Origin of the sequence: Bradyrhizobium sp. CB3481 (assembly GCF_029714305.1) — a bacterium.
GTDB lineage: Bacteria > Pseudomonadota > Alphaproteobacteria > Rhizobiales > Xanthobacteraceae > Bradyrhizobium.
Window position 1 is genome coordinate 2,029,900 of sequence record NZ_CP121647.1, and the last position, 26,271, is coordinate 2,056,170.

27 protein-coding genes and 2 pseudogenes are annotated in these 26,271 nt (G+C 61.0%); 21 read left to right on the plus strand and 8 right to left on the minus strand.

The window, feature by feature from the left end; genetic code table 11:
* The first annotated feature begins 132 nt into the window (after window positions 1–132).
* On the plus strand, window positions 133–588 hold the full coding sequence (locus QA643_RS09755) for a pseudoazurin (RefSeq protein WP_283032966.1): 456 nt from the start codon (window positions 133–135) through the stop codon (window positions 586–588).
* A 251-nt stretch (window positions 589–839) separates the two neighbouring features.
* Here QA643_RS09755 and QA643_RS09760 read toward each other — a convergent pair whose 3' ends face one another.
* On the minus strand, window positions 840–1,025 hold the full coding sequence (locus QA643_RS09760) for a hypothetical protein (protein WP_283032967.1): 186 nt from the start codon (window positions 1,023–1,025) through the stop codon (window positions 840–842).
* A gap of 159 nt (window positions 1,026–1,184) precedes the next feature.
* On the opposite strand from QA643_RS09760, the gene QA643_RS09765 reads away from it, so the two are divergent.
* The 6 genes from QA643_RS09765 to QA643_RS09790 all read left to right on the plus strand — a co-directional run bounded on the left by QA643_RS09765 (window position 1,185) and on the right by QA643_RS09790 (window position 6,955).
* Window positions 1,185–2,363, plus strand: a complete 1,179-nt coding sequence (locus QA643_RS09765; RefSeq protein WP_283032968.1) for an NnrS family protein — start codon at window positions 1,185–1,187, stop codon at window positions 2,361–2,363.
* A 39-nt stretch (window positions 2,364–2,402) separates the two neighbouring features.
* Window positions 2,403–3,710 (plus strand): hypothetical protein, encoded by a 1,308-nt coding sequence (locus tag QA643_RS09770; RefSeq protein ID WP_283032969.1) that lies wholly within the window; start codon window positions 2,403–2,405, stop codon window positions 3,708–3,710.
* 14 nt (window positions 3,711–3,724) lie between these two features.
* Complete coding sequence (locus QA643_RS09775; RefSeq protein ID WP_283032970.1) at window positions 3,725–4,228, plus strand: DUF2249 domain-containing protein; 504 nt, start codon at window positions 3,725–3,727, stop codon at window positions 4,226–4,228.
* Window positions 4,225–4,539, plus strand: coding sequence for a metal-sulfur cluster assembly factor (locus tag QA643_RS09780; RefSeq protein ID WP_283032971.1), 315 nt, complete (start codon window positions 4,225–4,227; stop codon window positions 4,537–4,539). Before QA643_RS09775 ends, QA643_RS09780 begins: the two co-directional genes overlap by 4 nt.
* Window positions 4,540–4,549: 10 nt before the next feature.
* Window positions 4,550–5,980 (plus strand): cytochrome c oxidase accessory protein CcoG, encoded by a 1,431-nt coding sequence (ccoG, locus tag QA643_RS09785; RefSeq protein WP_283032972.1) that lies wholly within the window; start codon window positions 4,550–4,552, stop codon window positions 5,978–5,980.
* A 129-nt stretch (window positions 5,981–6,109) separates the two neighbouring features.
* Window positions 6,110–6,955, plus strand: coding sequence for a copper chaperone PCu(A)C (locus tag QA643_RS09790; RefSeq protein ID WP_283032973.1), 846 nt, complete (start codon window positions 6,110–6,112; stop codon window positions 6,953–6,955).
* A 20-nt stretch (window positions 6,956–6,975) separates the two neighbouring features.
* On the opposite strand, the gene QA643_RS09795 is transcribed toward QA643_RS09790, so the two are convergent.
* Window positions 6,976–7,131, minus strand: coding sequence for a hypothetical protein (locus QA643_RS09795; RefSeq protein ID WP_283032974.1), 156 nt, complete (start codon window positions 7,129–7,131; stop codon window positions 6,976–6,978).
* Between the two features lie 165 nt (window positions 7,132–7,296).
* Between QA643_RS09795 and QA643_RS09800 the strand changes: the two genes are divergently transcribed.
* The 8 genes and pseudogenes from QA643_RS09800 to QA643_RS09835 form a co-directional block, all read left to right on the plus strand.
* Window positions 7,297–7,869 carry a cytochrome c oxidase subunit 3 gene (locus QA643_RS09800; protein WP_283032975.1) on the plus strand — a complete coding sequence of 191 codons (573 nt, stop codon included), beginning with the start codon at window positions 7,297–7,299 and terminating at the stop codon, window positions 7,867–7,869.
* 3 nt (window positions 7,870–7,872) lie between these two features.
* Window positions 7,873–8,145: a cytochrome C oxidase subunit IV family protein gene (locus QA643_RS09805; protein ID WP_283032976.1), complete on the plus strand. Its 273-nt coding sequence runs from the start codon at window positions 7,873–7,875 to the stop codon at window positions 8,143–8,145.
* Window positions 8,146–8,260: 115 nt separating this feature from the next.
* Complete coding sequence (locus tag QA643_RS09810; RefSeq protein WP_283032977.1) at window positions 8,261–8,713, plus strand: cytochrome c; 453 nt, start codon at window positions 8,261–8,263, stop codon at window positions 8,711–8,713.
* Window positions 8,714–8,750: 37 nt separating this feature from the next.
* Window positions 8,751–10,097, plus strand: a complete 1,347-nt coding sequence (locus tag QA643_RS09815) for a cbb3-type cytochrome c oxidase subunit I (protein ID WP_283032978.1) — start codon at window positions 8,751–8,753, stop codon at window positions 10,095–10,097.
* Between the two features lie 58 nt (window positions 10,098–10,155).
* Window positions 10,156–10,965, plus strand: coding sequence for a CbbQ/NirQ/NorQ/GpvN family protein (locus tag QA643_RS09820; RefSeq protein ID WP_283032979.1), 810 nt, complete (start codon window positions 10,156–10,158; stop codon window positions 10,963–10,965).
* 3 nt (window positions 10,966–10,968) lie between these two features.
* Window positions 10,969–12,882: a VWA domain-containing protein gene (locus QA643_RS09825; RefSeq protein WP_283032980.1), complete on the plus strand. Its 1,914-nt coding sequence runs from the start codon at window positions 10,969–10,971 to the stop codon at window positions 12,880–12,882.
* Window positions 12,883–13,281: 399 nt separating this feature from the next.
* On the plus strand, window positions 13,282–13,845 hold the full coding sequence (locus QA643_RS09830) for a hypothetical protein (RefSeq protein ID WP_283032981.1): 564 nt from the start codon (window positions 13,282–13,284) through the stop codon (window positions 13,843–13,845).
* Window positions 13,846–14,080: 235 nt separating this feature from the next.
* A pseudogene (locus tag QA643_RS09835) lies at window positions 14,081–14,440 on the plus strand (tetratricopeptide repeat protein); the annotation flags it as partial.
* Between the two features lie 779 nt (window positions 14,441–15,219).
* On the opposite strand, the gene QA643_RS09840 reads toward QA643_RS09835, so the two are convergent.
* Window positions 15,220–15,354 (minus strand): hypothetical protein, encoded by a 135-nt coding sequence (locus tag QA643_RS09840; RefSeq protein WP_283032982.1) that lies wholly within the window; start codon window positions 15,352–15,354, stop codon window positions 15,220–15,222.
* A gap of 411 nt (window positions 15,355–15,765) precedes the next feature.
* Here QA643_RS09840 and QA643_RS09845 point away from each other — a divergent pair, with 411 nt between their 5' ends.
* Together QA643_RS09845 and QA643_RS09850 are read left to right on the plus strand one after the other, a co-directional pair.
* Window positions 15,766–17,568, plus strand: a complete 1,803-nt coding sequence (locus QA643_RS09845) for a hypothetical protein (RefSeq protein WP_283032983.1) — start codon at window positions 15,766–15,768, stop codon at window positions 17,566–17,568.
* 397 nt (window positions 17,569–17,965) lie between these two features.
* Window positions 17,966–18,712: a substrate-binding domain-containing protein gene (locus QA643_RS09850; RefSeq protein WP_283032984.1), complete on the plus strand. Its 747-nt coding sequence runs from the start codon at window positions 17,966–17,968 to the stop codon at window positions 18,710–18,712.
* An 810-nt stretch (window positions 18,713–19,522) separates the two neighbouring features.
* Here the strand turns inward: QA643_RS09850 and QA643_RS09855 are convergent.
* Together QA643_RS09855 and QA643_RS09860 are read right to left on the minus strand one after the other, a co-directional pair.
* On the minus strand, window positions 19,523–20,482 hold the full coding sequence (locus QA643_RS09855; protein WP_283032985.1) for an MBL fold metallo-hydrolase: 960 nt from the start codon (window positions 20,480–20,482) through the stop codon (window positions 19,523–19,525).
* A gap of 258 nt (window positions 20,483–20,740) precedes the next feature.
* Window positions 20,741–20,977, minus strand: coding sequence for a DUF1127 domain-containing protein (locus tag QA643_RS09860; protein ID WP_283032986.1), 237 nt, complete (start codon window positions 20,975–20,977; stop codon window positions 20,741–20,743).
* 154 nt (window positions 20,978–21,131) lie between these two features.
* Here QA643_RS09860 and QA643_RS09865 point away from each other — a divergent pair, with 154 nt between their 5' ends.
* From QA643_RS09865 to QA643_RS09875, 3 genes and pseudogenes are all read left to right on the plus strand, one after another.
* Complete coding sequence (locus tag QA643_RS09865) at window positions 21,132–22,022, plus strand: winged helix-turn-helix domain-containing protein (RefSeq protein WP_283032987.1); 891 nt, start codon at window positions 21,132–21,134, stop codon at window positions 22,020–22,022.
* A gap of 87 nt (window positions 22,023–22,109) precedes the next feature.
* Window positions 22,110–22,198, plus strand: a pseudogene (locus QA643_RS09870) (tetratricopeptide repeat protein); the annotation flags it as partial.
* Between the two features lie 34 nt (window positions 22,199–22,232).
* The gene (locus QA643_RS09875; RefSeq protein ID WP_283034759.1) at window positions 22,233–22,481 is read left to right on the plus strand and encodes a hypothetical protein; all 249 of its coding nucleotides are present in this window, start codon (window positions 22,233–22,235) and stop codon (window positions 22,479–22,481) included.
* Between the two features lie 369 nt (window positions 22,482–22,850).
* Here the strand turns inward: QA643_RS09875 and ribA are convergent, their stop codons facing one another.
* Entirely contained in the window at window positions 22,851–23,921 is a 1,071-nt protein-coding gene (gene ribA / locus QA643_RS09880) for a GTP cyclohydrolase II RibA (RefSeq protein ID WP_283032988.1), read from the minus strand.
* A gap of 88 nt (window positions 23,922–24,009) precedes the next feature.
* Here ribA and QA643_RS09885 point away from each other — a divergent pair, with 88 nt between their 5' ends.
* On the plus strand, window positions 24,010–24,831 hold the full coding sequence (locus tag QA643_RS09885) for a RibD family protein (RefSeq protein WP_283032989.1): 822 nt from the start codon (window positions 24,010–24,012) through the stop codon (window positions 24,829–24,831).
* Between the two features lie 127 nt (window positions 24,832–24,958).
* On the opposite strand, the gene QA643_RS09890 is transcribed toward QA643_RS09885, so the two are convergent.
* Entirely contained in the window at window positions 24,959–25,360 is a 402-nt protein-coding gene (locus tag QA643_RS09890; protein WP_283032990.1) for a 6-carboxytetrahydropterin synthase, read from the minus strand.
* A 9-nt stretch (window positions 25,361–25,369) separates the two neighbouring features.
* Complete coding sequence (locus QA643_RS09895) at window positions 25,370–26,242, minus strand: zinc-binding alcohol dehydrogenase (protein WP_283032991.1); 873 nt, start codon at window positions 26,240–26,242, stop codon at window positions 25,370–25,372.
* Between the last annotated feature and the right edge of the window lie 29 nt (window positions 26,243–26,271).

Here is a 26,271-nt window from a genome sequence, read left to right on the forward strand (position 1 = left end):
CTTAATGCGGGATTCGGTGCAGAGCTTGCGCTAGCGCAACATCAGCGGGGCCGCGCGACGATATTTGATCCCCCGGGAAGCCCGGCAAGAGGCCGGGCGCAAGTTCCAGGAAACGGGAAAGAAACGGGAAACATGAGAAAGATCGCAATGCTGGCCGCCGCCGCGGCCTTGGTTCTGGCCGCGGGCGCCCGGGCGGCAGAGGTTGAAGTCAAGCTCCTCAACAAGGGAAGCGACGGTTCGGTGATGGTGTTCGAGCCGGCCCTCGTGAAGATTGCGCCCGGCGATACGGTTAAGTTCGTATCCACCGACAAGGGCCACAACGCGGAGTCCATCAAGGGCATGCTGCCCGAGGGCGCTGCGCCGTTTGTCGGCAAGAACAACGAGGACACCGCGGTCAAGTTCGACCAGGAAGGCGTCTACGGCGTCAAGTGCCTGCCTCATTACGGCATGGGAATGGTCGCATTGGTCGTGGTCGGAAAGCCCGGCAATCTTGATCAGGCCAAGGCCGTTCCGCAGGTCGGAAAGGCCAAGCAGACGTTTGCGAAGCTGTTCGAAACGCTCGAGGCGAGCAAGACCGCATCCAAATAGCGCGCTACGAACGCAGCTTCTCCAGTGGGCAGGATGGATGAGCAATGTCTCGTCCATCCAGACATGATATCGGACGCCGAACGTGTGCCGGCACGGAAAGCGCAACGGTTCGATGCGGGCCGCGCAGACGTGTTCGAGTCCGCAATCTTCGCCGGCAAGCGCGATCGGAAGCCAGCCGTCGCGGGAGATGCTGCTATACACCGGAATCGTTCTGCCGCCGTAGCGGCAGATGCGCCTTGTGCAAGGCCGGCTTAGCGGGGCGGCTTTTCTTCGGCCGAGCAGCAGGAACAGCAGTGCGCTTCGCCGCCCGTGAAGATCGGCGCGGAAGTTCCATCCTCGAGTTTCCGGATGAGGTCGTCGGCGATGGCCTTGAAGAGCTCGCGCTTGATGGCTCTGTCGCTTCGGCTTTGTCCTCGCAGTCTCTCGAAAATCCGCATCGTGTCCTCCGTTGATGACGGAACCGACAATGCAGCCGAAGACAAGCGCGAGTCTTTGTCGAGGATCAAACACGCCGGCTAACGATGGGGCAATTTGTGCTTCGACAAAGAGCGCCGGCCGGAACGGCTTATGATCACAGCGAATAAAAGGAATCACCGATGGCGACGATGCAGAAATTGAGGACTTATCAGGGACCGGCGCTGTTTTCCTACGGTTTCCGGCCGTTCTTCCTGTTCGGCGCCATCTATGCCGGTGCAATGGTTCCGCTGTGGCTTGTGGTCTTCGCGGGCAACATCTCGCTGCCAAGCGCGCTCGCGCCGCGGGACTGGCACCTCCATGAGATGCTGTTCGGCTATGTCGGCGCCGTGATCGCGGGCTTTCTCTTGACGGCGGTGCCGAACTGGACTGGCCGGCTCCCGATCCAGGGCATGCCGCTCGCGATCCTGTTCGCTGCGTGGCTTGCCGGTCGGCTCGCTGTAACGTTCTCCGCTTTGATCGGCTGGGAAATCGCGCTGGCAATCGACGCCGCTTTTCTGCTGCTGCTCGCCGCCGCAGCCGCGCGCGAAATCGTCGCCGGACGCAAGTGGAACAATCTGAAGGTGGTTGGCATCATCTCGCTACTGGCCGCCGCCAACATCGCGTTTCACGTCGAGGCGCATCTTGGCGGCGTAGCGGAATATTCCACGCGCATCGGCGTCGGCCTCGTGGTCACGCTGGTCTGCCTGATCGGCGGGCGGATTGTCCCGAGCTTTACACGCAATTGGCTGGCGCGTCGCGAACCCGGACGCCTGCCGGTGCCGTTCAACCGTTTCGATGCGATCACGATGGCCGCGGGGGTCGGCGCCATCGTCGCGTGGGTCGTGGCGCCTTCGGGCCGTCTCACCGCCGCCGCACTCTGCATCGCCGGCGTGCTGCATGTCGTACGGCTGGCGCGCTGGGCCGGCGACCGGACCATATCGGATCGTCTCGTGCTGATTCTCCATATTGCCTATGCGTTCGTGCCGGCCGGCTTCCTGTTGGCGGCGCTGGCTGCCTTGGACCTCGTTGCCCCCAGCGCTGGGATTCATGCCTGGACCGGCGGCGCGATCGGTTCGATGACGATTGCGGTGATGACGCGGGCCTCGCTTGGCCACACCGGGCAGACGCTTTCGGCGTCGATCGCCACCCAATTGGTCTATGCCTCGATCGTAATCGCCGCGCTGGCACGCGTGTGCGCGGCGCTCGAGCCAGCTCATTCGGTCCCGCTGCTGACGATCGCGGGCGCGGCCTGGGCCGCCGCGTTTCTGGGCTTTGCGCTTGTCTACGCCCCGCTTCTGTGCCGGGTCCGTAAGCCATAAGAGCGAATGATGATCGGTGCCAGCATATCACGATGGACGATGAGCTACTTCGCGGTCGCCCTTGCATGGCTGCTCGTCGCGCTGGCGCTGATGGTTGCGGGTGTCGGCTTTCCGGCGGTGCATCTTGCCTCGCCCGATACGCTCATCCTGGTGCATGTGGTCTGCATCGGCTGGCTGAGCGTTGCGATGTGCGGCGCGCTGTTCCAGTTCGTGCCGGTGCTGGTGGCCAAGCCGTTATTTTCGGAAAAGTGGGCCTTGCCGGGGCTCGGCCTGTTGACAATAGGTCTCGCCGCGCTGCTCGCCGGCTTTTTGGGATTGGGAGGCCGGCTGCCGGCCTGGCACTGGATTCTCCCGGCCGGAGCGCTCCTGTTGATCGCCGGTTTCAGCCTGATCGTCGTCGATCTCGGACTGACGGCATGGCAGCGGCCGACGGGGCCGGCACGCTTTGTCCTGGTGGGGCTCGCCTCGCTCTGTGTCACGGTCGCCTTCGGCGCGATCTTTGCGTTTGCGCATGCGGGGCGGGCGGGACCAGTTGGGGAAGCAATGTTGGCGAGCGGCGTTCCGCTGCATGCGATTGCCGGCCTCGGCGGATGGCTGACACTGACGGCAATGGGCGTGAGCTACCGGCTGCTATCCATGTTCATGCTCTCGCCCGATATCGATGACCGCAAGAGCAACGTGACCCTGGCAGTCGGCGCGCTTGCCATCGCCATCGCGGCAATTGGCGGTGTCTTCGCGATCTGGCTTTCTTTCGGATTGAACGTTGTGTTGTCGGTGGTTGCCGTTCTCAGCCTGGCGACCATTATCTTGTACGGGCGCGACGTGCTCGGGATATTCAAGAACCGCAAGCGCCGGCAGCTCGAACTCAACACACGGATGGCCGTGCTATCCTACATCAGTCTCGCGGCGTCGGCGCTGCTCGGCGTGATGCTCATCCTGACCGGCGCGTTCACTGCGCAGCTCGGCGCTTTCGTCTTTCTCGCCGTCTTCGGCTGGCTGTCGGGTCTTGTCCTCGCCAAGCTTTACAAGATCGTGGCGTTCCTGACCTGGCTAGAAACTTACGGGCCTGTGATGGGACGCACCGCGACGCCCCGCGTGCAGGACCTCGTGTCGGAGGCGAGGGCATCGAAGTGGTTCGTGATCTACCATGCGGCCGTCTGGTTCGGCACGCTGATGCTGCTGGCCGGTCAACCCTCGGCGTTCCGGGCAGCTGCGGCGATCATGACCATCGGGATCGTCGGTATCGTCAGGGAAATCATCCGGACGCGGAGCCTTGCGGATGTCGAGAGCACGCTGCGTCTGCCGGGCGGCGCCTGCGCGCCGCATCTGTTGTTTGCCAGGAACTAACGAAAGGAAGCGCCATGACCGAATATATCGATGTCGATGTCCGTCCGATCCTGCGCGCCGGCGGCGAGCCGTTCTCAGTCATCATGGCCGCACTCGAGCGGCTCGAACCCGGGCAGGGGCTCCGCCTCTATGCGACGTTCAAGCCGGTGCCGCTGTTCGCCGTCATGGCAGACAGGGGATTCGCCCATTCCGCGCAGCCGCTCGACGCCGGCGAGTGGGAAGTGCTGTTCACGCCCGCGGACACCAAGCCGGCTGCGCCTGTCGCCGGCAGGCCGGCGTTCGACGCTTGGCCGGAGCCATCCGTCAGACAGGACAATCGCGATCTCGATCCGCCGGAGCCGATGGTGCGCATCCTGGCAGCCGCCGAGAAACTGGCACCGGGTGAAACGCTGTCGGCCCTGCTGCGGCGCGAGCCGGTCTTCCTGTTCCCGCAACTCGAGAAGCGCGGATATCGCTGGCTTGGCGGATTCTCGCCGGACGGCACCACGTACGAATTGACTGTCAGGGCGCCATCATGACCGACGAACTCGTCCGCAATATCAGGGAAGCGCTGCGCGTCGTGATCGATCCCGAGCTTGGCCACAACATCGTTGATCTCGGCTTTGTCTATGACATCTCGGCTGCAGAAGGCGCCGTTCGCATCACGATGACCGCGACCACACCGGGCTGCCCCGCCGTCCACTTCCTGAAGGAGGGCGTGGCCAACGCGGTCGCACAGATTCCAGGCGTCCGCAGCGTCGATATCGCGATGACGTTCGATCCGCCCTGGACACCGTCCCGCATCGAACCGGCGACCCGATCCTCGCTTGGTTTCGCCGCGGTAAATTAGGGTCCGGGAAATGGCGCTTACCATCGAGATCGACCATGCCAAGACGCGTGCCAGGGCCGCGGCGGCGGGATCAGCCCAGCCAGTCATGCCGCAGGCAGTCAAAGGGCCGATCCGCCGCATCAAGTGGGCCGTCCTGCTGCTGACGCTTTCCATCTATTACGTGACGCCGTTCCTTCGCTGGGACCGTGGCCCCCATGCGCCGGATCAGGCGGTCCTGCTCGATTTTGCGCATGGACGGCTCTACTTCTTCTTCGTCGAGATCTGGCCGCAGGACCTCTACCTCGTGACCGGGCTTTTGGTTCTTGCCGCGACGATATTGATTCTCACCAATGCGCTGGCGGGGCGGTTATGGTGCGGCTTCGCCTGTCCGCAGACGGTCTGGACCGATTTGTTCTTGCTCGTCGAACGGCTGATCGAGGGCGACCGACGCCAGCGCCTGAAGAACCTTGGCGCGCCACTTGACGCCAAACGGGCCATGCAGATCGTAGCAAAGCATTCTGCCCGGCTTTTGATTTCGTTCGCGACCGGCGGCACGCTGATCTTCTACTTCACCGACGCACCGGATCTCGTCCGCGGCTTCGCGCATGGCGATGTTTCGGCCAATGCGCTTGGCTGGATTCTCGTCTTCGCCGGCACCACCTATGGCCTCGCGGGTTTCGCGCGCGAGCAGGTCTGCACCTTCATGTGCCCATGGCCGCGCCTTCAAGGCGCGATCTGGGATCCCGAAGCCTTTACCGTCAACTACCGGGACTATCGCGGCGAACAACGAACCTCGGCCAAGAAGGCCGCCGAGCTTCGCCTGCAGGGCAGGCCGGCGGGTGACTGCGTCGATTGCAATCATTGCGTCACGGTGTGTCCGATCGGTATCGATATCCGCGAGGGACCGAACTTCGCCTGCATCAATTGCGGACTATGCGTCGATGCCTGCGATGGCGTGATGTCGAAACTCGGCCGTCCGCGCGGCCTGATCGACTACGAAAGCTGGAACAACATCGAGCGCGGCCGCCGTGGCGAGGCGCGGGTCAATCGCCTGGTGCGACCGAAGACCATCGGGCTGACGGCGGCGTGTCTGGCGCTGACGGCGATCATCGTCTTTTCCTTCATGGCCAAGACCAACGCGACCCTGTCGGTGCAACATGATCGCGATCCCCTAGCGGTCCGGCTCTCGGACGGATCGGTGCGCAATGCCTATACGGTCAAGCTGCTGAACAAGTCGTCAGCCGCCCACGCTTACACGCTGTCGGTCAGCGGCGTGGATGCCAAGATGGCGATTATCGGCAATGAGGGCCTCGCTCCGATCGAGGTGCCCGCCGACGGCTCCGAAGCCGTCCGGGTTACGCTTACCGCGATGAATCCGCGGGAGGCCGACGTTGTGTTCACCGCGCGCGACGAAACCGGCACCACGATCCTCTCCGCAAAAGACCGCTTCGTCGAACGGTGAGGCTCGGCCGGTGCGTGAAAGCGAACAAAAAGTCGCCGCGATCATCGTCAGCTTGCGCCCGATCAACGTCGGGAACGCCTGGTCTGTCACATTGCCTGCCAGTAACCCGGCTTGATCGGAGATTCCGCCATGCTCAACCGCTTCAGCAAGATCGCGCTGATCGCCGCCGCGCTGACGGCGTTCCTCAGCTCCTCGCCAGCCGCCGCCCTCGACATCGCGGTGAAGCAGGCCTGGAGCCGCGCGACCCCAAAGGGAGCAAAAGTCGCGGCCGGTTACCTTGCCATCGAGAACCGGAGCATCCAGCCCGACCGGCTGCTTTCTGCGTCAAGCAGCGCAGCCGCCAAGGTCGAGATTCATCAGATGGCGCTGCAGGACGGCATCATGACGATGCGCTCGCTCGACGACGGCCTGACAATTCCTCCCGATGTGACGGTGACGCTCGCGCCGGGCGGCGATCACATCATGTTCGTCGGGCTGAACGCGCCGTTCGAAGAGGGACAGCATGTCCCGGTCTCGCTCAATTTCGAGCGCGCTGGCAAGATAGATGTCAATTTCGAAGTTGGCAGCGTTGGCGCCAAGGGACCTCGACTGCAAGTTGCCTCGACGGAGCCTGCCGCGACGGCCGCAGCTCCCGCGCCAGCCGCATCGGCTGGGGAGCCGTTCTTCACGCACATCTGCGGCACGCGCGTGATGGCCAACGTTACGATCTCACCGGGGCGCGGTGGGCCGATTGAGGTTCTCGTGCAGCTTGAGGACGCCGACGAGAAACCGCTCGCGGTCGATGGACTTCTCGTCACACTGTCCAATCCTGACAAGGCCATCGCTCCTGTCACCGCGACGGCGGAGCGCGTGGCCGCCGATAGCTGGCGTGTCCGCCTGACGGCGGCGGCGAGCGGAAAATGGTCGCTGTCGCTCGGTATCGATCTGGCGAAGGATGACCGCGTCGACATCGCAGCCCCGATCCTGATCGAATGATGTGGGCAGAGCCGATACGTCTACTGTGTCGTGAACAGCACCACGGCGATCGCGACCGACAATGCCACCGCAGATACGGTCGCCGTGGTCGATAGCACGCCCATCGCCCTCAAGGTACCAGCAAAGGCGATGATGATGGGGGTGGCCGTCAACAGGCCCAGCTGTGCGTCGCTCATCGGTTCTGTCCTCATTGATTTCAAGGCCCGCATATAGCGACCGTTGCGGAGCTTGACGTTGCGCTCCATCAAGAAGCGAGACGATAGGCGCGGCCGCTACCGTATTTGCGCGGCAACAAAGACCACGCGCCGGAGGGGATGATAAGCGTCGGTTGGGAAGGTCGGATGTCTATTGCGGATTGCGAAGAAGAACAGGGGTGGGGCGTTCTCGAAGGACTCCCGGGCGACCCGATGATGTGGGTGCTCGTCTTCAGCGAGCTCGCCGCTTTCGGTCTGTTCCTCGGTGCATTCATCGTCGCCCACGCGGTCAATTCAGCGGTTTTTGCATCGGGACAGGCGGCCCTCGACGTATCGCTTGCCGGCTATAATACGATCGTCTTGGTGACGAGCGGCTGGGCAGCGGCAAGGGGCGCGGCATCGGCGCGCGCCAGGGAAAGCCGTCGCGCGCGACTGTGGCTGCTGCTCGCCATGGCGCTCGGCGGCGCCTTCGTCGCGATCAAGCTCGTCGAGTATGCACAGGAGATCGGCGGCGGTGTCGGTCTCGAGACCAGCGTCTTCTTCACATTGTACTTCCTGCTGACCGGCTTTCATCTGCTGCACGTCTGCCTTGGAATCATCATCCTCGCCGTCGTCTGCCGCCGGGCCGATCCCGTCCATGTGGAGACTGGAACGGTGTTTTGGCACATGGTCGATCTGGTTTGGATCGTGATGTTCCCGATCGTCTACCTGGTGCGCTGAAGCATGCGCTATTCGCCCGACCGCCTGGACCTCACGTTGATTGCACTGATCGCGCTCGCGGCTGCGACCATGGCATTTGCCGGCGCTGGCCGGGGCCTGCTGCTCGCCAATGGCGCCGTTCTCGCCATTGCGGCGGTCAAAGGCCGCAGAATCCTGCTCGACTATCTCGATCTGCGGTCTGCGCCGCCGCTGTGGCGCGGGCTTGCCACCGCGTGGCTGCTGCTCGTCGTGAGCTTCGCCTTGGCTGTTTCTGCTGTCACGGCTCTATTCTCCTGACGGCAAATCCAGGAAACCGTCAGAGATCGTCGAGAAGCTTGATCCGGCACAAAGAGCGCCGGCCGTGAGTGAATAGATTGCCGCGACCGCTCATACGAACCGGAAAGGAACCGTAATGGCTGAACGCCTTACCAAGTCGGCGGCCCGCAATGTCTTCTACGGCGGATCGGCTTTTTTCTTCGCGATCTTCCTCGCCCTGACGGCGCACAGCCACTACTACATGGTCAATTCGTCGACGGATGCGACGACGCTGACCAGCTCGGTGGCGCGCGGCAAGCACGTCTGGGAGAAGCACTCCTGCATCAACTGCCATACCTTGCTGGGCGAGGGCGCGTATTTTGCCCCTGAGGTCGGCAATGTCTGGGACCGCTGGGGCGGCAATGAAGATCCCGCCACCGCCAAGGAAATCCTGAAGTCGTGGATGCAGGCGCAACCGTCCGGCGCGCCGGGCCGCCGGCAGATGCCGCAGTTCAATCTCACCGACCAGGAACTCAGCGATCTCGCCGATTTCCTGCAGTGGACCAACAAGATCAAGACGCAGAACTGGCCGCCGAACAAGGCCGGCTGAGCATCCTGTCCCGTCAGCTCGCTTTAGGAACCCCAAGATGAGATACCAAACCCAGAAAGTCGCGATGCTGTATTTCTACGGCGCGCTGACGCTATTCCTCGCGCAGGTCGCATTCGGCGTCCTGGCCGGAACCATCTACGTCCTGCCGAACACGCTATCTACTGTCGTGCCGTTCAACATCGTCAGGATGATTCATACCAACGCATTGATCGTGTGGTCGCTGATTGGTTTCATGGGCGCGACCTACTACCTTCTGCCTGAGGAAACCGAGACCGAGCTGTTCAGCCCCCTGTTGGCGAAGATCCAGTTCTGGATGTTCTTCGTCGCGGCCGGCGTCGCCGTGGTCGGCTACCTCTTTCATTACCATGAGGGTCGCGAATTCCTCGAACAGCCGTTCGCGATCAAGGTTGGTATCGTCGTCGTCTGCCTGATGTTCCTGTTCAACGTGACGATGACGGCGTTGAAGGGAAGAAAGACCACCGTCACCAACATCCTGCTGTTCGGCCTCTGGGGTGTCGCGATCTTCTTCCTGTTCGCGTTCTACAACCCGGCGAACCTCGCCGTCGACAAGATGTACTGGTGGTACGTCGTGCATCTGTGGGTCGAAGGCGTCTGGGAACTTATCATGGCTTCCGTGCTGGCGTTCCTGATGATCAAGCTCAACGGCATCGACCGCGAGGTGGTCGAGAAGTGGCTCTACGTCATCATCGGCCTCGCGCTGTTCTCCGGCATCCTCGGCACTGGCCACCACTTCTACTGGATCGGCGCGCCCGGCTACTGGCAGTGGATCGGTTCGCTGTTCTCTACGCTCGAGGTCGCGCCGTTCTTCACCATGGTGATCTTCACCGTGCAGATGACCTGGAAGGCAGGCCGCAAACATCCGAATCGCGCCGCGCTGCTGTGGTCGGTCGGCTGCTCCGTGATGGCGTTCCTCGGCGCCGGCGTGTGGGGCTTCCTGCACACGCTGTCCTCGGTGAACTATTACACCCACGGCACCCAGGTGACGGCGGCACATGGACATCTCGCCTTCTTCGGCGCCTATGTGATGCTCAACCTTGCCGTCATGGCCTATGCGATCCCGCAACTGCGCCAGCGCGCGCCCTATAATCAGTGGCTTAGCATGGCGAGCTTCTGGATCATGTGCACCGCCATGATGACGATGACCTTTGCGCTGACCTTCGCCGGCGTGGTCCAGGTTCATCTGCAGCGCGTGCTCGGCCAGAGCTTCATGGAAGTGCAGGACCAGCTTGCGATGTTCTACTGGGTCCGGCTCGGTTCAGGCGTCTTCGTTCTGATCTCGGCCCTGATGTTCGTGTGGGCGGTTCTGGTGCCGAGCCGCGAGCGTCAAGCGGTCGCGCCCGCTGCGCTGCAGCCCGCCGAATAACGATCGGGCGGCCGGCTATCGAATTGGCCGGCCGCCGCTTCAATTCTGGAGATCTGACATGAAGGCCGTCCTCCACGCCGTCGAGGCGCCACCCAAGCTTCCACCTTACGTCCCGAGCGGCAACGAGTGCACGCTGTTCGAACATGCCTGGCGCCGTCGTCTGCCGGTGCTGCTGAAAGGGCCAACCGGCTGCGGCAAGACCCGCTTCGTCGCCCATATGGCGGCACGGCTGTCGTTGCCGCTGCACACCGTCGCCTGCCATGACGATCTCACCGCGGCCGATCTTACCGGACGGTATCTCTTAAAGGGCGGAGACACGGTCTGGACCGATGGTCCGCTGACCCGCGCGGTGCGGGAAGGCGGCATCTGCTATCTCGATGAGGTCGTGGAGGCGCGCAAGGACGTGACGGTCGTGCTGCATCCGCTGACGGACGATCGTCGCATCCTGCCGCTGGAGCGTACCGGCGAGGAGCTGGTCGCGCCGCCTCCCTTCATGCTGGTCGTGTCCTACAACCCGGGCTATCAAAGCCTGCTGAAGGCCTTGAAGCCCTCCACGCGCCAGCGCTTCGTTGCGATCGAGTTCGGCTTTCTTCCACCCGAACAGGAGATCGAAGTGGTCGCCGCCGAGAGCGGACTGGCGGCGGAACGCGTGCGGCCGCTGGTGATGTTGGCTGGACGGCTGCGCGCGCTCAAGGGACAGGATCTCGAGGAGGGCGTCTCGACGCGCCTGATCGTCTATTGCGCGACGCTGATTGCGGCTGGACTCCCGACGCTGGAGGCCGTGCTCGCCGGCATGATCGAGCCGCTCACCGACGAACCCGACGTCAAGGCCGCGCTGCTTGACGTGGCCCGAGCAGTGATCGGATGAGGCATGCTCGACTTCCTCGAACTTGAGGAAACGGTTGGCCGCGCCTGGCACCGGCTGATCGGCGCTACGGCGAGCTATCCCGTTCATGCCGGGGACGCCGCGACGCTCGCGGACGTGCAGGGGCAGATCGCGGTCATGTTTCGCGCGCTGGGCGGCGAGGCGGGGGTGCAGATCGCCGGCGCCAAGTCGCGCAAGTCTGGCCACCGGCTCGGCTGGCGGCAGCGCATCGGGCTTGGCGACGAGAGCCTGGAGCATCCCGGCCGCGATGGCGCGACCATCTTCCTGCCCGACAGGATCGCCCTGTTTCCGGACCGCGAGCTCAACGCCTTGTTCTACCGCTGGCTGGCGGCGTGGTTCGCCGTGGCGCCGGTCGCTGTTATCGACGAGACGGACCCGCTACGCCGCGATTTAATGACACTGCGGCGCGCCCGTGAGATCGTCGCAAGCGTGCAGGCGCAATTCCCTGGCCTTGTCCGTCCCTATCAGCGGCTGGCGGCGGCAACGGCAGAAGCGCGGCCCTCGAGGCCCCTGCCGCGGGCAGAGCAGGAAGTGGAGCATATCGTGCTCGCACTGCTTGGCGCCACGGCGCAGCCGGCAGGCCAGCTGTGGCGGGCCGTGACCGGCGCCGGCGAACTGCCGGCGAAAGCGCCGCCCGGATATCGGCCGATGCTGCCTTGCCCGCTGTGGGGAGACTGCTGGACCCGCGAGGCCGCCCCTAGCGGGGCTGACAATGACGACGCGCCGGTGCCTGGCAACGAGGCGGAACAGCCTGATTCACGCAAGCGCCGTGCCGTCCGCGAGATCGACGATGGCAACAAGCGCGATCCCTTCATCCTGAACCGTTTCGAAAAAATCCTCGCGATGGCGGAGATGGTGAATGTCGACCGTCCCTCCGACGACAGCGAGGATGAGGACGCCCGCAAAGCGGCCGACGACCTCGATGAGCTCGCGATCAGCCGCCGCAGCGGCAAGCCCGCCACGAAACTGAAATTCGATCTGGATCTGCCGCCGCAAGCCATCGATGCCACGTGCCTCGACAGCGGCCGGCTCTATCCGGAATGGAACTATCACAGAGGGATTTACCTGCCGGACCATTGCCGGGTGCTGACGGGCAAGGCGCCGGAGGTCGGCGAGAGCTGGACTCCGGATGCGAGCATTCTCCGGCATGTCCGCCATGTGCGGCGGCGTTTCGAGGCACTACGGCCGCAGCATGAGGTGATGCGCGGCCAGGCCGACGGCTTCGACCTGGATATCGATGCGCTCGTCCGCGCGCGATGCGATCTGCGGGCGGGCAGCGGATCGCTCGATCGCGTCCATCTGGCGATGCGCCCGCAGCGGCACGATCTGGCGGCGACGCTGCTCGTCGACGTCTCGCTCTCCACGGATGCGTGGGTCGATGGCCATCGCGTGCTCGACGTGGAGAAGGAAGCGCTGCTCGTCCTGGCGCACGGGCTTTCCGCCTGCGGGGACCATCACAGCATCCTGACGTTCACGTCGCGGCGGCGTTCCTGGGTACGCGTCGAGACCGTCAAGTCGTTCCAGGAGCCGATGGGAGGTGCCGTGGAGCGGCGGATCGGCGCGCTCAAGCCCGGCTACTACACCCGTATCGGTCCGGCGGTGCGCCATGCCGCCGCCGAGCTTGCTGGCCAGCCGCAGCGCAAGAAACTGCTGCTGGTGCTGACCGACGGCAAGCCCAACGATGTCGATCACTATGAAGGCCGCTTTGCGGTCGAAGATACAAGCAAGGCGGTGCGGGAGGCGCGGCGGCAGGGCATTGCGGTATTCGGCGTCACGGTGGACGCAAGCGCGCAATCCTATTTTCCCGCGCTGTTCGGGCGCGGCGGCTACGCCATCGTGGGCAACGTCCGCCGCCTGCCGGCCGCGCTGCCGGCGATCTATCGGCAGCTGGCCCGTTGAGGCTCGTCTGGGAATGCGAAGACAGGGGGCTGCAGCGCAGATATAAAAGAGCAGAGCTTCCCGCGCAAAACAGGCATTCCCAGAAAGGGCGCATGCGCGCGCATCTCTTCGGAAAAGTTTTCCGCTCATGGCCCCAAAGAGAACGACGCTTAAGCCGTTATCACGTCGGCTGATGGAGGCAGAGCGGACGCCAGTCCATGCTCGCCTCCACCGCCGCTTGTGACCCATTCCGGACTCTGTTGTCGCGACGCGGCCAACGCTCTTTCAAGACAAATCCGCGAGGTCCAGTTGTTGCACCAGAACCACAGACGCGCAGCGCCAGCGCGGGCGGCACCACAATGCCTTTCTTTCAACAAATAATGGACATCCCCTGCCGACTGCAACGGCAGGAGACCATCCATGCCCATCTCTATTCTGCGGCTGCTCGCGAGTGTCCTTTCGCTGGCACTCATGGTCTCTACATCGGCGACTGCAGAACCGAAACGTGAAATGCATCGTGTCGGCGTTAACGTAGACGATGGCTCGGGATGGTATCCGGCTGTTTCGACCAAGGGCTCGTTCTCGATTCTACTGCCAATTCCCTTCAATGATTTCACGACTCGCGACCCGAGCACGGACGAAGTGAGCCATGTCGTCGGCGGCAAGAGTTCTGAGGGAATCAAGTTTACGGCGGTTGAACTGCCGGCAACTACGAAGACGCCTGTCGATCTCGCGGCGATTCCCAAATCCTTCTCATCCAATCCGGCTAACAAGGTGTCTGATGTAAGCCGCAATACCAAGGATGACGTCGATGATCTGTTCTTCTCAGTCGCCAACTCGGCAACGACTGCGCATTTCCGCTACATCAGGACGAAAGGTACTCTCTACATGCTAACGATTGAATACCCCAATGCCTATCGCGACGTGGTGGCGGAAAAGAAGGATAAATTCTTCGGATCCTTTAAACTCAAGGGGAAGTCCTGATCGAGCAGATAGGAATTATCCGATCGGAATATCTCTCCTGGCACGTTTGAGAACTGCCAGCAGCCGGCCGGCTTGTCTGCTGACGGGGGGGAGAACGGAAGAGATCGGCGGGCGCTCAAAACGGCGCTAATGACCCGTTGCAGACATCGACCTGCAAAAGACAATTTGCTGTCACTCCAAATTTCGCTTTTTCTGAACAGCTTTGCGTAATGTTTGAAGCAAACCGGAGTTAACAGGTTACCGCAAAGCTTATGCGACCATCTATGACCGCAATGAATATGCCGCGGCCATCGAGCAGCTAAGAGCGCTCGGCCATGACGATCATCCGAACGTGGCCAATCTGGTCGGTTATTCCTATCGCAAACTCGGCGACTACAAGCTCTCGCAAGTCTGGTATGAGCGGGCGCTGAAAGCCGATCCGAACCATGTGCTGACCTGGCAGTACTACGGTCTGTGGCAGATCGAGCAGGGCAACCGCGAGTAGGCGGAATATCATTTGATCCGGATCGCTGCGATCTGCGGAACCGACTGCGCGGAGTATCGTTCTTTGGCGGAGGCGCTGGAAAAACCGCTTGGGGCAGGTCTCGTCTATTGAGTATCGCCATTCAGCAAGCGTGTCGGCCGCGCTAGGAGCCATGCCTGAGTTTGGCACTTTCGGATATTCGGGCCGTTCTTGAGTATGTCCGTTATTGGTAGCAAAGCGAAAGTGCAAAGACTTCAGGTCGAAGCCTGTTGTTGATCCAAGTGGTCATTGGACAGCACCTTTAACCGGTGCTGGCTTGAACCAATACGATGCCCGTTCCAGACGGCACGTTGGGAGCGACGAGCCATGCACGCCATGAAAGCCTACTTGCCTCCACTTGCGCGCTTGTTGATGTCTGGCCTATTTATCTGGGACGCCTTCCTCCAGCTGCGCGACCCGAGCGGGACGGCAAAGTATTTTGCAAACTCCACATACCTATTCCTGATGTCGCGCTTTGGATTTCTATCGTTGTCCATCTTCTCGCTGGATTGGGCATCCTGGTAGGCTTCAAAATTCGGTGGGCGGCTGCAGCGCTCGTCGTTTTTTCGCTAGGCACGGCTTTGGCGTCCATCTGGTGGCCGGGGACTTCAACAACATGATCCATTTTCTATAAGAACTTAGTGATGGCAGGCGGCTTCCTTTACGTGATGGCCTACGGCGCGGGTGCCATTAGCATCGACGGTGTGGACGACGCGTAGTTTCGCGTTCTCGCACAGCCAAGACCCAAAGCGAACATCAGCTTACGCGGTTACTTTGGCTCGCGCCCCCTTATAGCATTAGCGCGGGCATCACGGGTAATGCGCCCGGCGACATCCGCATTCAGCCGCGCGTGCATTCGCATTTTGAGCAATTCAGGGAGCCATCGCCGCGATTGCTTGGTTAACGGTTGCGGCCATCATGCTGGTCGTCCAAAAGTCTTCGAAGTCAATAAACGTTCGTTGCACAGCGATCTCTCGAACTTCGACCGCATGGAGATAGGCGTTCATCCACAAGCTTCGCAGGACCTCCACTAAGGCTCTTATCTGCACGTTGTCGTGCAGTAGGATATATGCACGCTATCATGCAGTAGAAGTCCGCGCCACGGAATCGTCTGTCAATCGCCTTCCTTCCCGCGCTCGTTGGCCTCGTTCTCGGCTGAGTGGCGCGAGGAAAGTAAAAAAGTAGATGAGCGTTCATGCCGCGCATGTACCGCGCTCTCCCCTTCAAATTCCCACGAATACAGGAACGACAGAATGGCTCGTACCACGCACCAAGTACATCATCATGATCTTCACGATGAGCAGGTGAATTTGCCCGCGGCGTCCAACGGTGGTGGTGCAGGTGCTGGCGCTGATGCCGGCACTGCAACTGCGACAGCTCCGACGGCAGCGGACCTATTCAACGACGCAACGACCCGCATGGTCGGCGGCATTGGCCCCGATCAAGTCGACAAGATCGTCGCGGACCTCACCGCCGTACAGCAGATGTTGACTGCGGCATCTCCGCAGATCAACAATCTCTCCGATCTGCACACGCATATCATCATCGAGCAGCTCAACGAGGAGATCGCCTCGGTCCAGGGTACAACCTCTGCAACCGGCACGCCGATCTTGGGCACGGATCTCGGACAATTTGTCGGGCGATCGATCAACGATATCCATCGCGACATCATCGACATCGCGCAAGGCGATGCCGGGGTCCAGGCGATCTTCAACCCGACACCGCTCCCAGACCTGGCGACCTCGCCCGTCCCGTTCCACGACAACGCGGAGCAAACGGCTTTTCTCACCCAATTCATCCAGGACAGTAACCATCTTGGGCAGACGGCGACCGCGATCGCGAAGCATGGCTTCCAGGGCGACGTCGCCGGGCTGCTGCAGCAGATCGAGACCTTCGCGACCAATGCCAGTGCCTTCGACCAATCCCAGGGCGGCCTGTACTCGGCGCGCTTCTGGAACGAGTTGCGGTCGGACGGCACCGCGGGCACGGCGGCGAATGCGCTGATCGAGGGCTTGCAGACGCACAATGCCGGCGAAGTCAAGGCAGCCGCCGAGCAGCTCGCAACAAACGCGGCGGACCTCGCCACCAACAATGTTACGGTGGATGGCGGCACCTATGACGCCGTCGTAGCGGCCGCGCAGACGCCCGCCCATGGCCACGCCAATGCACCCGCCGACGCCAGCCCCCACGACCACCACCATCACGCAGACGCGGGAGCCGGTGCTGGTGCTGGCGGAGCAGCAACTCCAACAGTAACTGATCTGTTCAACGACGCAACGACCCGCATGGTCGGCGGGATCGGACCGGATCAAGTCGACAAGATCGTCGCAGATCTTACCGCCGTGCAACAGATGTTGACTGCGGCATCTCCGCAGATCAACAATCTCTCCGATCTGCACACGCATATCATCATCGAGCAGCTCAACGAGGAGATCGCCTCGGTCCAGGGTACAACCTCTGCAACCGGCACGCCGATCTTGGGCACGGATCTCGGACAATTTGTCGGGCGATCGATCAACGATATCCATCGCGACATCATCGACATCGCGCAAGGCGATGCCGGGGTCCAGGCGATCTTCAACCCGACACCGCTCCCAGACCTGGCGACCTCGCCCGTCCCGTTCCACGACAACGCGGAGCAAACGGCTTTTCTCACCCAATTCATCCAGGACAGTAACCATCTTCGGCAGACGGCGACCACGATCGCGAACGATGGCTTCCAGGGCGACGTCGCCGGGCTGCTGCAGCAGATCGAGACTTTCGCGACCAATGCCAGCGCCTTCGACCAGTCCCAGGGCGGCCTGTACTCGGCGCGCTTCTGGAACGAGTTGCGGTCGGACGGCACTGCGGGCACGGCGGCGAATGCGCTGATCGAGGGCTTGCAGACGCACAACGCCGGAGAAGTCAGCGCAGCCGCCGACCAGCTCGCAACAAACGCGGCGGACCTCGCCACCAATAATATCAAGGTGGATGGCGGGACCTATGACGATGTCGTAGCAGCGGCGCAGGCCACAACCGTGACCGCAGCGGCCGCAGCTACGCCCGCGGCCACCTCAACGCCGACGGTTCAAGACATCGCGCCTGCGCCTGCCAGCACCACTCCCACGGCGACCGCAAACGCCGATGCCGGCAACCATGCGCCGATCGATCCGGCCGGGTCGATCGACCAGCATTCACCGGCTGTCGAGATGGCACATCACTTCCATCACATGTGGGGATAGCCGGGAATGACACTCCGGCGCTCACTGCATCCGTGGGCGCCGGAGATCGATGGAATTACGGTGAGACGCAACCTATCGGGCTGCGTCGGAGACCGGCGATAATTGGTGTCAATGGCGAATTCTGAAGTGGCGCGCGCCCGAAGAGATTCGAACCCCTGACTCCCAAATTCGTAGAATCGGGGGTCGGCTGCGTTACGCCAGTAGGGCGGATGTCCGGAGTTGGCCCATCAGCGAAGTGGCCGCAGCTCTCATTGAGGTCTGCTCAGTGGGGCATAGCGGACTAGGATTGCTCAGGTTGAGTTCTTCGCCTGCTGACCCAAAGCGGATGACAGAATTCCCCGTTTTCATTTACTGCATGCTAGGTGCAAGTGTCGAAATCCAACAACAGGAGGCTGACATGAAGTCTAGATTTATAGTCGCTACGGCAGTGGGCCTGCTTGTATCCGGCGCGGCGAGCGCCGCGGAAATCAAAGTGCTCGCCTCAGGCGCGACGAAGGAAATCATCAATGAAATACTTCCCGCTTTCGAGAAAGATTCTGGTCACAAAGTTGCAATCACATTTACAGGCACCGCCAATATTAAAAAGCGCATAGCGGCTGAAGAAACGTACGATCTAGTTATCGTCGGGGCACCAGTAATTGACGCGTTTGCACAGCAAGGTAAAATAGCGTCCGGCACTCGGACGGATTTGATGAAATCAGGTGTTGGTGTCGCAGTGCGGGCAGGCGCATCGAAACCAGATGTCGGATCGAGCGAAGCGCTGAAAAAGACGCTGCTCGCGGCCAAGTCCATCGGCTATTCAAGCGGACCGAGCGGGGATCATGTGGTCAACTTGGTTGAGCGTATGGGTATCGCCGATCAGGTTAAGTCAAAAATGAAACAAGTCCCCTCTGGCAGCCGGATCAGCACGATGATCGAAAGTGGTGAAGTGGAAATCGGTTTTCAGCAGATCAGCGAACTGATCCACGAAAAAGAGATCGACTATCTTGGTCCGCTGCCCTCAGAGCTTCAGAAGATTACGGTGTTTTCAGCCGGCCTCAGCACTGGCGCAAAGGAACCGGAGGCTGCGAAGGCTCTCGTCAAGGCACTGACAGCTCCGAACGCCGCAACTGTCATCAAAGCACACGGCATGGAGCCTGGCTGAAGCTTTCAACTAGGGACCGTACAGGTTGATGCCTTGCGGCCGAACGTCCCGCCTATGGCCCTTCAGAGACCTGCCAACAGCGCGTCAGAACGTCTGCTGCTGAGGGTAGACCGGAAGCGGCGGCTTGGCCGCCAAAGCGGCGCTCATGACCCAAACCGGAAATTCAACGCCTTTTTGACGGCAGATGTTAGCACATCCCGGCTGCCGAACCATCTTCATCCGGGGAAGTCGTTGATCCTGTGCCACGAGCAGACTCGCGTGATTCGCTCCTTGCCATGGCAATCGACATCCCAACTATTGCCCCAAGCCCAAAACCACCACCGCCGACGGCCACCACCCCGCCAAGGATAATAATGCCATGGAGGTTAGCACTGTCCATCGTAAGTAAAAGATACGCTAGAAGAAGCAAATTCGGAGTGTTTGCTACGACCGCCAACGTCCATCCCAATTTCGTTGCTCACGAGAATCCTATGGCGAAGAGGATCGCGCTGATGGCGAAGCCAACCGTCGTGCAAAGCAAAATCAAAATCATCGCAGATCCTCCGTTAGCATCAACGGATCATGTTCTCTGTCTGCCGTTAGGGGACATCTCCCAAACGTCCAATTCAGGATGGGAAACTGGCTGTAAGGTTAACAAGTCGGTCTGAAGGCGACTGCCGCTTTTTGGCCCTCAGCCGAACTATCGTTGAGCGGCCGCGAAGGCCGCTCTCGGAGGAGAACCGGACCTGACGAGAAGAGCGGCCGGACCGCCGCTTGTGACCCAAAGCGGGCGTTCGGCGAACGCTGTGAAGATTGAAAACCCCACCGCCTTTACTGTTTAGGAAGGGAAGGTCGCCGCACGATAACCTCCTTACCTACTTCAATCACCATCAGATCTTCCCCGACTTCTAATGGACCACCGTAAGTCTTGCGTGTGGGTGGCACCAGATCATCGGTGGTGGCGGTGGGTAAAACTATGTGGGAGTAAAGGGCCATCCGCGGCTTTGTTCGCTCAAAGACTTCCCCGGCCTGTTCAGGAGTAACGTGGTGTGCGACGACTGATTTTGCGCGCTCCGGATTGACTCCCGCACGTTGAAAGGTCTCTGGGGACGCGACCTCATGCACCAGTAAGTCTACGCCTTGTGCGGCGCGTATTAGGTTTTCCGAGACCCTGGTATCACCAGACAAAACAACCGAGCGGCCTCCATAGTCGATACGATAGCCATAGGCTGGCTCGACCGGGGCATGGTCGACTTTGATCGCCGTTATTTTCATGCCATTCTGTTCGAAAGCAACGCCAGGGTTGATTTCGTGGGCGTTAATCACCGCACCTTCGGGACGTGCCTTATCGTCCGAAATTCTGAAGCGGACATCAAACTCAAACGCTTGTACCAGGTGAGACATCATATTCCCGGTTCCTGGTGGCCCCCACACCTCCAGCGGCCGGTTTCGGCCAGCCCCGACTAGCCAACCAGTTAGCCAGACGTCTGGAAATCCAACGACATGGTCGGAGTGCAGATGGGTAAAAAAGACCCCATCGACGTCCTGCCATCTGACTTTGATTTGTGCGAGACGCTGGATCGCGCCACGGCCAGCATCGAAGAGGAATTTCTTATCGGCTGCCTCGACCAATATGCTCGGGCCGAAGCGGTTCATCACAGGAGGAGGGTTTCCTGTGCCGAGCAAAGTTACGCGTATTTCCTGGCAGGATGCGGTGCCCGAAATGACGGTCAATGAGAGGCCTGAAATCAACGCTCTGCTCAGTTGAGCTAAAACGCTTTTGGTAAACATTCGAGCACTCCTAATGAAGAACTGGAAATCAGATCATTGCTCTGAACTAACCCTGGCCGTATTACAGGCCGTCCACTGTGCATTTTCGGTTCGGCAAGTACAAGTTTGCAAAGTCGGGTGAGGTCGGGTTTTGGCCCGTTGCTGACCTGCGTGACGAGCGGGCAGATGTCCGGTTTATGGGGGGGGGTGGAGCGGACTACCACCTGGAAGTCGGCCTCTGGCCTTCCGGCACTACATGGCCAGGCAGCGGACATTCATTCAGCAGAATCTGATGCCCCGCGGATCACTGCCTCGGTGCGAGACGACGTAATCGATTTCGCCGCGCGAAATACCGATGTCCATCAGCTCGCGGTCGCTAAGGTCGATCAAATTGGCTTGTGGCCTCGTGCGTTTGCGCCACTCTTGAAATGCAGCCCGGTATACCTCGAGTGGGCTGAAGAATTGCCGCTTTGTGGTTACCTGCCGCCGCTCAATGGTCCCATGGATCGTGCTCATTTGGATGCGTCCTGGCTCAACGGTTTCACCACGCCAGGATGTCGGCACACGGGCTGGTACGCTTAACGCGCGGCTTACATTTTCCTTACCGGCGGCTTATTCTTTCGCTTTGAGCCCGGGTTAGCGGCCCAAAGGGCAACTGAGGGAATTTCCCTTGCGCTATTGCTTCGAGGAATACGCATTTGACATCGACCGGCGCGAACTTCATCGCGGGGCAGAGGTCGTTCCCATTACACCACAGGTGTTCGATCTGCTCGAATTCCTGATCCGAAACAGGGAGCGCGTCGTCAGCAAGGACGAGCTTATCAACGCAGTTTGGAATGGTCGCATTGTGTCCGATGCTGCGCTTACCACCCGCCTGAATGCTGTCCGCGCTGCCATCGGCGATACCGGTGAGGAGCAGCGCCTCATCAAGACGCTTCCGCGCAAGGGCTTCCGCTTCGTCGGACAAGTTCGTAGGACGCGAGAAGTTGAGGACCCAAATCCGCACGATGCGCCCGAGAGCGCTCTTGCGCTCCCCGACAAGACTTCCATCGCCATCGCCGTACTTCCGTTTGAGAACATGTCCGGCGATCCCGAGCAGGAGTATTTTGCGGACGGGATGGTTGAGGAGATCACTACGGCGCTTTCGCAGTTCAAGTGGTTGTTTGTCATTGCCCGCAATTCGAGCTTCACGCTCAAAGGCAAAGCCGTCGATGTGAAGGAGGTTGGGCGCAGGCTTGGCGTGCGCTATATCCTTGAGGGGTCTGTGCGCAAGGCAGCGGGGAAAGTTCGTATCACGGGGCAGTTGATCGACGCGGTGACCGGCGCTCACATCTGGGCGGATCGGTTCGAGCGCGACCTGATTGACGTCTTCGCGCTTCAGGACGAAGTGGCGGTCGCGGTTGTCTCAGCTATTCAGCCAAGGATTATTCAAACAGAAATCGCAATGACTGCGCGGCGGCGACCGGCAGGCGTCCTTCACCTGCGCAACGTCGTTTCCGGGTATTCTACTGATCCTCAATTCGAGCGCGAGGAAGCAGAGCGGCTTTCTCGCCTGGCATAGCGCATAGACGATGGTGATCCGAACACGTTAGCAAGGGCTAGCCTAATCTCGGCGTACGTGGTCCGCGATAGTGAAGGTGCGCTCGAAATGGCAGACCGGGCGGTCGCGCTCAACCCCAATTCATCTACCGCATGGCACGCCAGAGGCTGGGTCTATAGAGCTGCGGGGCTACCGGAGGAAGCGGTTCGGAGCTTTGAACGTGGCATTCGCATGAGCCCGATAGACCCGGTGATGTTTGCCGGGATGGGGATGGCCCTTGTTGAGCTTCGTCGCTTTGACGAGGCCATCGTCGCAGGAAGGAAAGCTCAGCGTCACAACCCGTCCCATCAGTTAGCTTACCTCTGTCTCGCGTCCGCTTTCGCCCATCTTGGACGCGACGCGGAGGCGCGTGAGGCGGCCGCGCGTCTGCTTGAGGTCAATCGCGCCTTTACAATATCTGATTGGATCGCTTTCGCTTAGGGCGGGCAATCAAACGTGCAGCTGGTGACTGAGGGTCTTCGGAAGGCGGGGTTGCCCGCGTAGCTCTCCAAGTTCGAGAAGGTTATCGACGCACTCTGCTGCGGCGCATCAGTCCGGTTGTGGCCCATCAGCGAAGTGGCCGCAGCTCTCATCGAGGTCTGCTCAGTGGGGCATAGCGGACTAGAATTGCTCAGGTTGAGTTCTTCGCCTGCTGACCCATACGCGACGTACAGCGAGCCGCTCTCTCGATTACCTCGTCGGCCGGTCAATCCCTGTGCTCAATCCGGCTGGAGATCGCCCCTGAGATGGTGACCGGAGCGTACCGCTTTCGTCGTTAGGTAGTGCCTGTTGTGGCGGGTGACCGGTGCTTCAAGCGCGACGCGGGCAGCGATCTCGATTCCGGCTTTGGTGAGCCCGTCGAGCTTGGCTGGATTGTTGGTGAGCAGGACGATCCGCGTGCAGTTCAGAGTTCGCAGCATCAGCGAGCACGCCGTAGTCGCGCTCATCGTCTTCGAAGCCGAGCGTCGTGTTGGCATCACGCGTATCCAGCCCGCCGTCCTGAAGTCGATAGGCTCTCATCTTGTTCGCAAGGCCGATACCGCGACCTTCCTGCGCCATGTATAGAATGACGCCGCCGCCGAGGCTTTCTAGGCGGGCGAGGGCGAGCCGAAGCTGGTCACCACAGTCGCATCGCCGCGAGCCGAACACGTCTCCGGTCAGGCATGCCGAATGAAGCCGAACAGGGACCGGTTGGTTAAAATCTGGCCTTCCGACAATGATGGCCACTTGATCCACGCTAAGCGCGTCCCGAAACACGACAAAGCGCGCCACGGTGCCCGACGCCAGTGGAATTGTTGCATCGCTCGCGAGCGCAAATGCATTCGTCGCGTCCGCGGTAAACCGATCGACCGCGTCCGCTTCAACCGTAACGAGCAAACGCATCAACTCGTTGTCGAGGTTCGGCACTTCCGCTGATAGAACCGCTGGCAGCCTACGGCTCAATTTAGCGAGCCGGATTGCCGCCGCGGCACCAGGACTTGCAGCCTCCGCCGTTCCTGCAAAATGTCGCCCGTTCCCAGCATTTGCGTCGAGGTCGAAGATAGTGCTCACACCGGCTGCCGGGGAAAGCGGTAACGCCACTGCGGTCGATGCCTTGATTCCGATCGAGCGCGCTCGCTGTTCCGTGACGACGAGTTTCGGCGCGTGCGGACTGCACAGGACCGCAAAATCACCCAGGCGTTGTTTATCAAGCCCGTCGACGGGCAAAGCGAGTAAGGATTCGCCAGATGCGCTAATATGAATCGGTCTTCGCGCCTGCAGCTCACTCAAGGCGCGGCTGACGCTAATGTGTTCCGCGTTGCCCAGCAGGGCTGAATATGCAGACGAATGCGCGGCGCTCATGCGCGGATGACCTCTTTTAAAGGCGCGTTCGTAGAACACCGAAAGTCCAGATTCACTCCGCTAGAATTCAGATGGATTTTTGCGGTCGAGTGGTCGATAGTAGATTGATTGTTCACAGGTTCCCAATGTGATCTCTGCCGTGCTGCCTGGCAAATTACGTACCCGTGAATTCGCGTCTACCGATGCATGGGAGAGCTTTGTCCAGCGGTTCCGTGGAGGAAAGCAGCCCCTTCCTCAAGCCTGGGCGGATCTGTTTGGCCCGTTGCGCAACGGCGGAGTGGACAATCTCGTGGTTGTGGGGCAGGTCGGCCAATCGCTCGATGGACGCATCGCGACGGCTACCGGCCATTCAAAGTACATCAATTGTCCCGCTGGCATTGAGCACCTCCATCGGCTGCGTGCGCTCGTCGACATTGTCGTTATTGGCGTTGGCACTGCCGTCGCTGATGATCCGCAATTGACGGTCAGACGAGTCGCCGGCCCTCAGCCGGCGCGTGCCGTGATCGATCCAAGAGGCCGGCTCGGGGCCAACGCGAGGTTGTTTGCTAATGATGGTGTTCGCCGCCTGCTAATCACGGCAGAGGGCACCCGTTGCACGCCGCCCCCCGGGGTTGAGGTTCTGACCCTACCGGCCCAAGATGGAAATATCGCTCCGTCCGCCATCGTTGCCTCACTGGCGCGAACAGGGATGCGCCGCGTGTTGATCGAGGGCGGAGCTGACACCGTTTCGCGCTTTATAGCGGCCCGATGTCTCGATCGCCTGCATATAACTGTCTCGCCCGTCATGTTAGGCGCCGGAGGTCCTGGCATCGAATTGCCATCGCTCGAGCGGGCTGATCAGGCCCGCCGTATGCCCGTACGCGTGCACATGATCGAGGATGACGTCTTGTTTGATTGCGACCTGTCGGCTCAGCGCGTGGCACTCGGTGTCGCAAATAGGTCGACGTGATCTCCGCACACCGCTGAAACGCGTTTGCCGAATGCAGCTTTTCGTCTGACCAGCCAGTGGTCGATATCGGAGCGGGATAGCGGTTCGATTTCACACACAGAGACGGCCGGCAGCGAAGACGACGTGTTCACCACAAGGGCCCCTCGTATTGCGCACGGGCGACGTGGGATTCTGAGAGCCTGATGCGCAGGGCGTTGAGCTCCCGGCCGGGACGGCCGAGCTCGCCAGCTCGGGCCAGCTTCGCCAACTCGTCGAAAACGTACTTGGACAGAAATTCCGTAGTAGTGTTGCGGCCCTTGAACTCGGGCACGTCGTCGAGATTGCGGTAGTTGAGTGGCACCAGCACCGCCTTAAGCGCACGTTGTGCGCGGCCGATGTCGATGACAATTCCATTGTTATCGAGGGTGTCCGCGATGAAGGCTGCATCGACCACGAACGTCGCCCCGTGCAACGTCTGCGCGGGCCCGAAAACCGTACCCCGAAACGAATGAGCGATCATGATGTGGTCACGAACTTCGACGGTGAACAAGGCAACTCCTTACGAATAAACGACGGGTTGGCAGAGTATCCCCGTCTTGGCGTCGAGAATTCCCGGCAGTTGATCCGGCAAATCGCCAAACGCAATGGCCGGTGCCAGCAACGCGTCGAGCCGTTGGTCGTTGAGCAGTGCGACGGCGGCCGCGAGACGGCGGACGTGCGTCCAGCGTGGACGGTGCGATGGGGCAACGCGCCCCACGTGGCTCGATACCAGCCGAAGCCGACGGCTATGGAAGGAGCCGCCAAGCATTGCGGTCACTGCCACGTCGCCATACCAACTCATCTCGAGCACAGTAGCCTCGTCTCCGCTCAGTTCGAGCGCCGTTCGTAGTCCATCGGGCGAACCGCTGGCGTGAACGATGAGGTCGCAGTCACCCCTTGCTTTCCCGGGTTCAGCGAAACTAACCCCGAGAGTTCCTGCTAATTTCGCCCGGTCTGGATTGATATCGACAAGGGTGACGTCCGTACCAGGAATCCGCCCGCACAGATACGCGACGAGAGTACCGACCACGCCAGCCCCTATGACGGCGATGCGGTCGGCTGGTGCCGGTGCAGCGTCCCATACGCCGTTCAGCGCGGTTTCCATGTTAGCCGCCAGCACCGCGCGTCGTGGTGGCACGTCCTCCGGAATCGCGACCGCTGCGCTCGCAGGAATGTTGAAAGCGGTTTGGTGCGGAAAGAGCGCGAAGACGTTCTTGCCTTGCAAGGCGCCTCCGCCGCTCTCGACCCGTCCGACGGCGGCGTACTTGACGGGAAAGGGAAAATCACCCTGCATGAACGGCGCGCGCATCCTCTCGAACTCGCTCACGGGTATACGCCCGCCAAACACCAGGGATTCAGTACCCCGACTAATCGCGCTGTAGATGGTTTTCACGCGAACTTCGTCTGCGCCTGGCGGAGCCA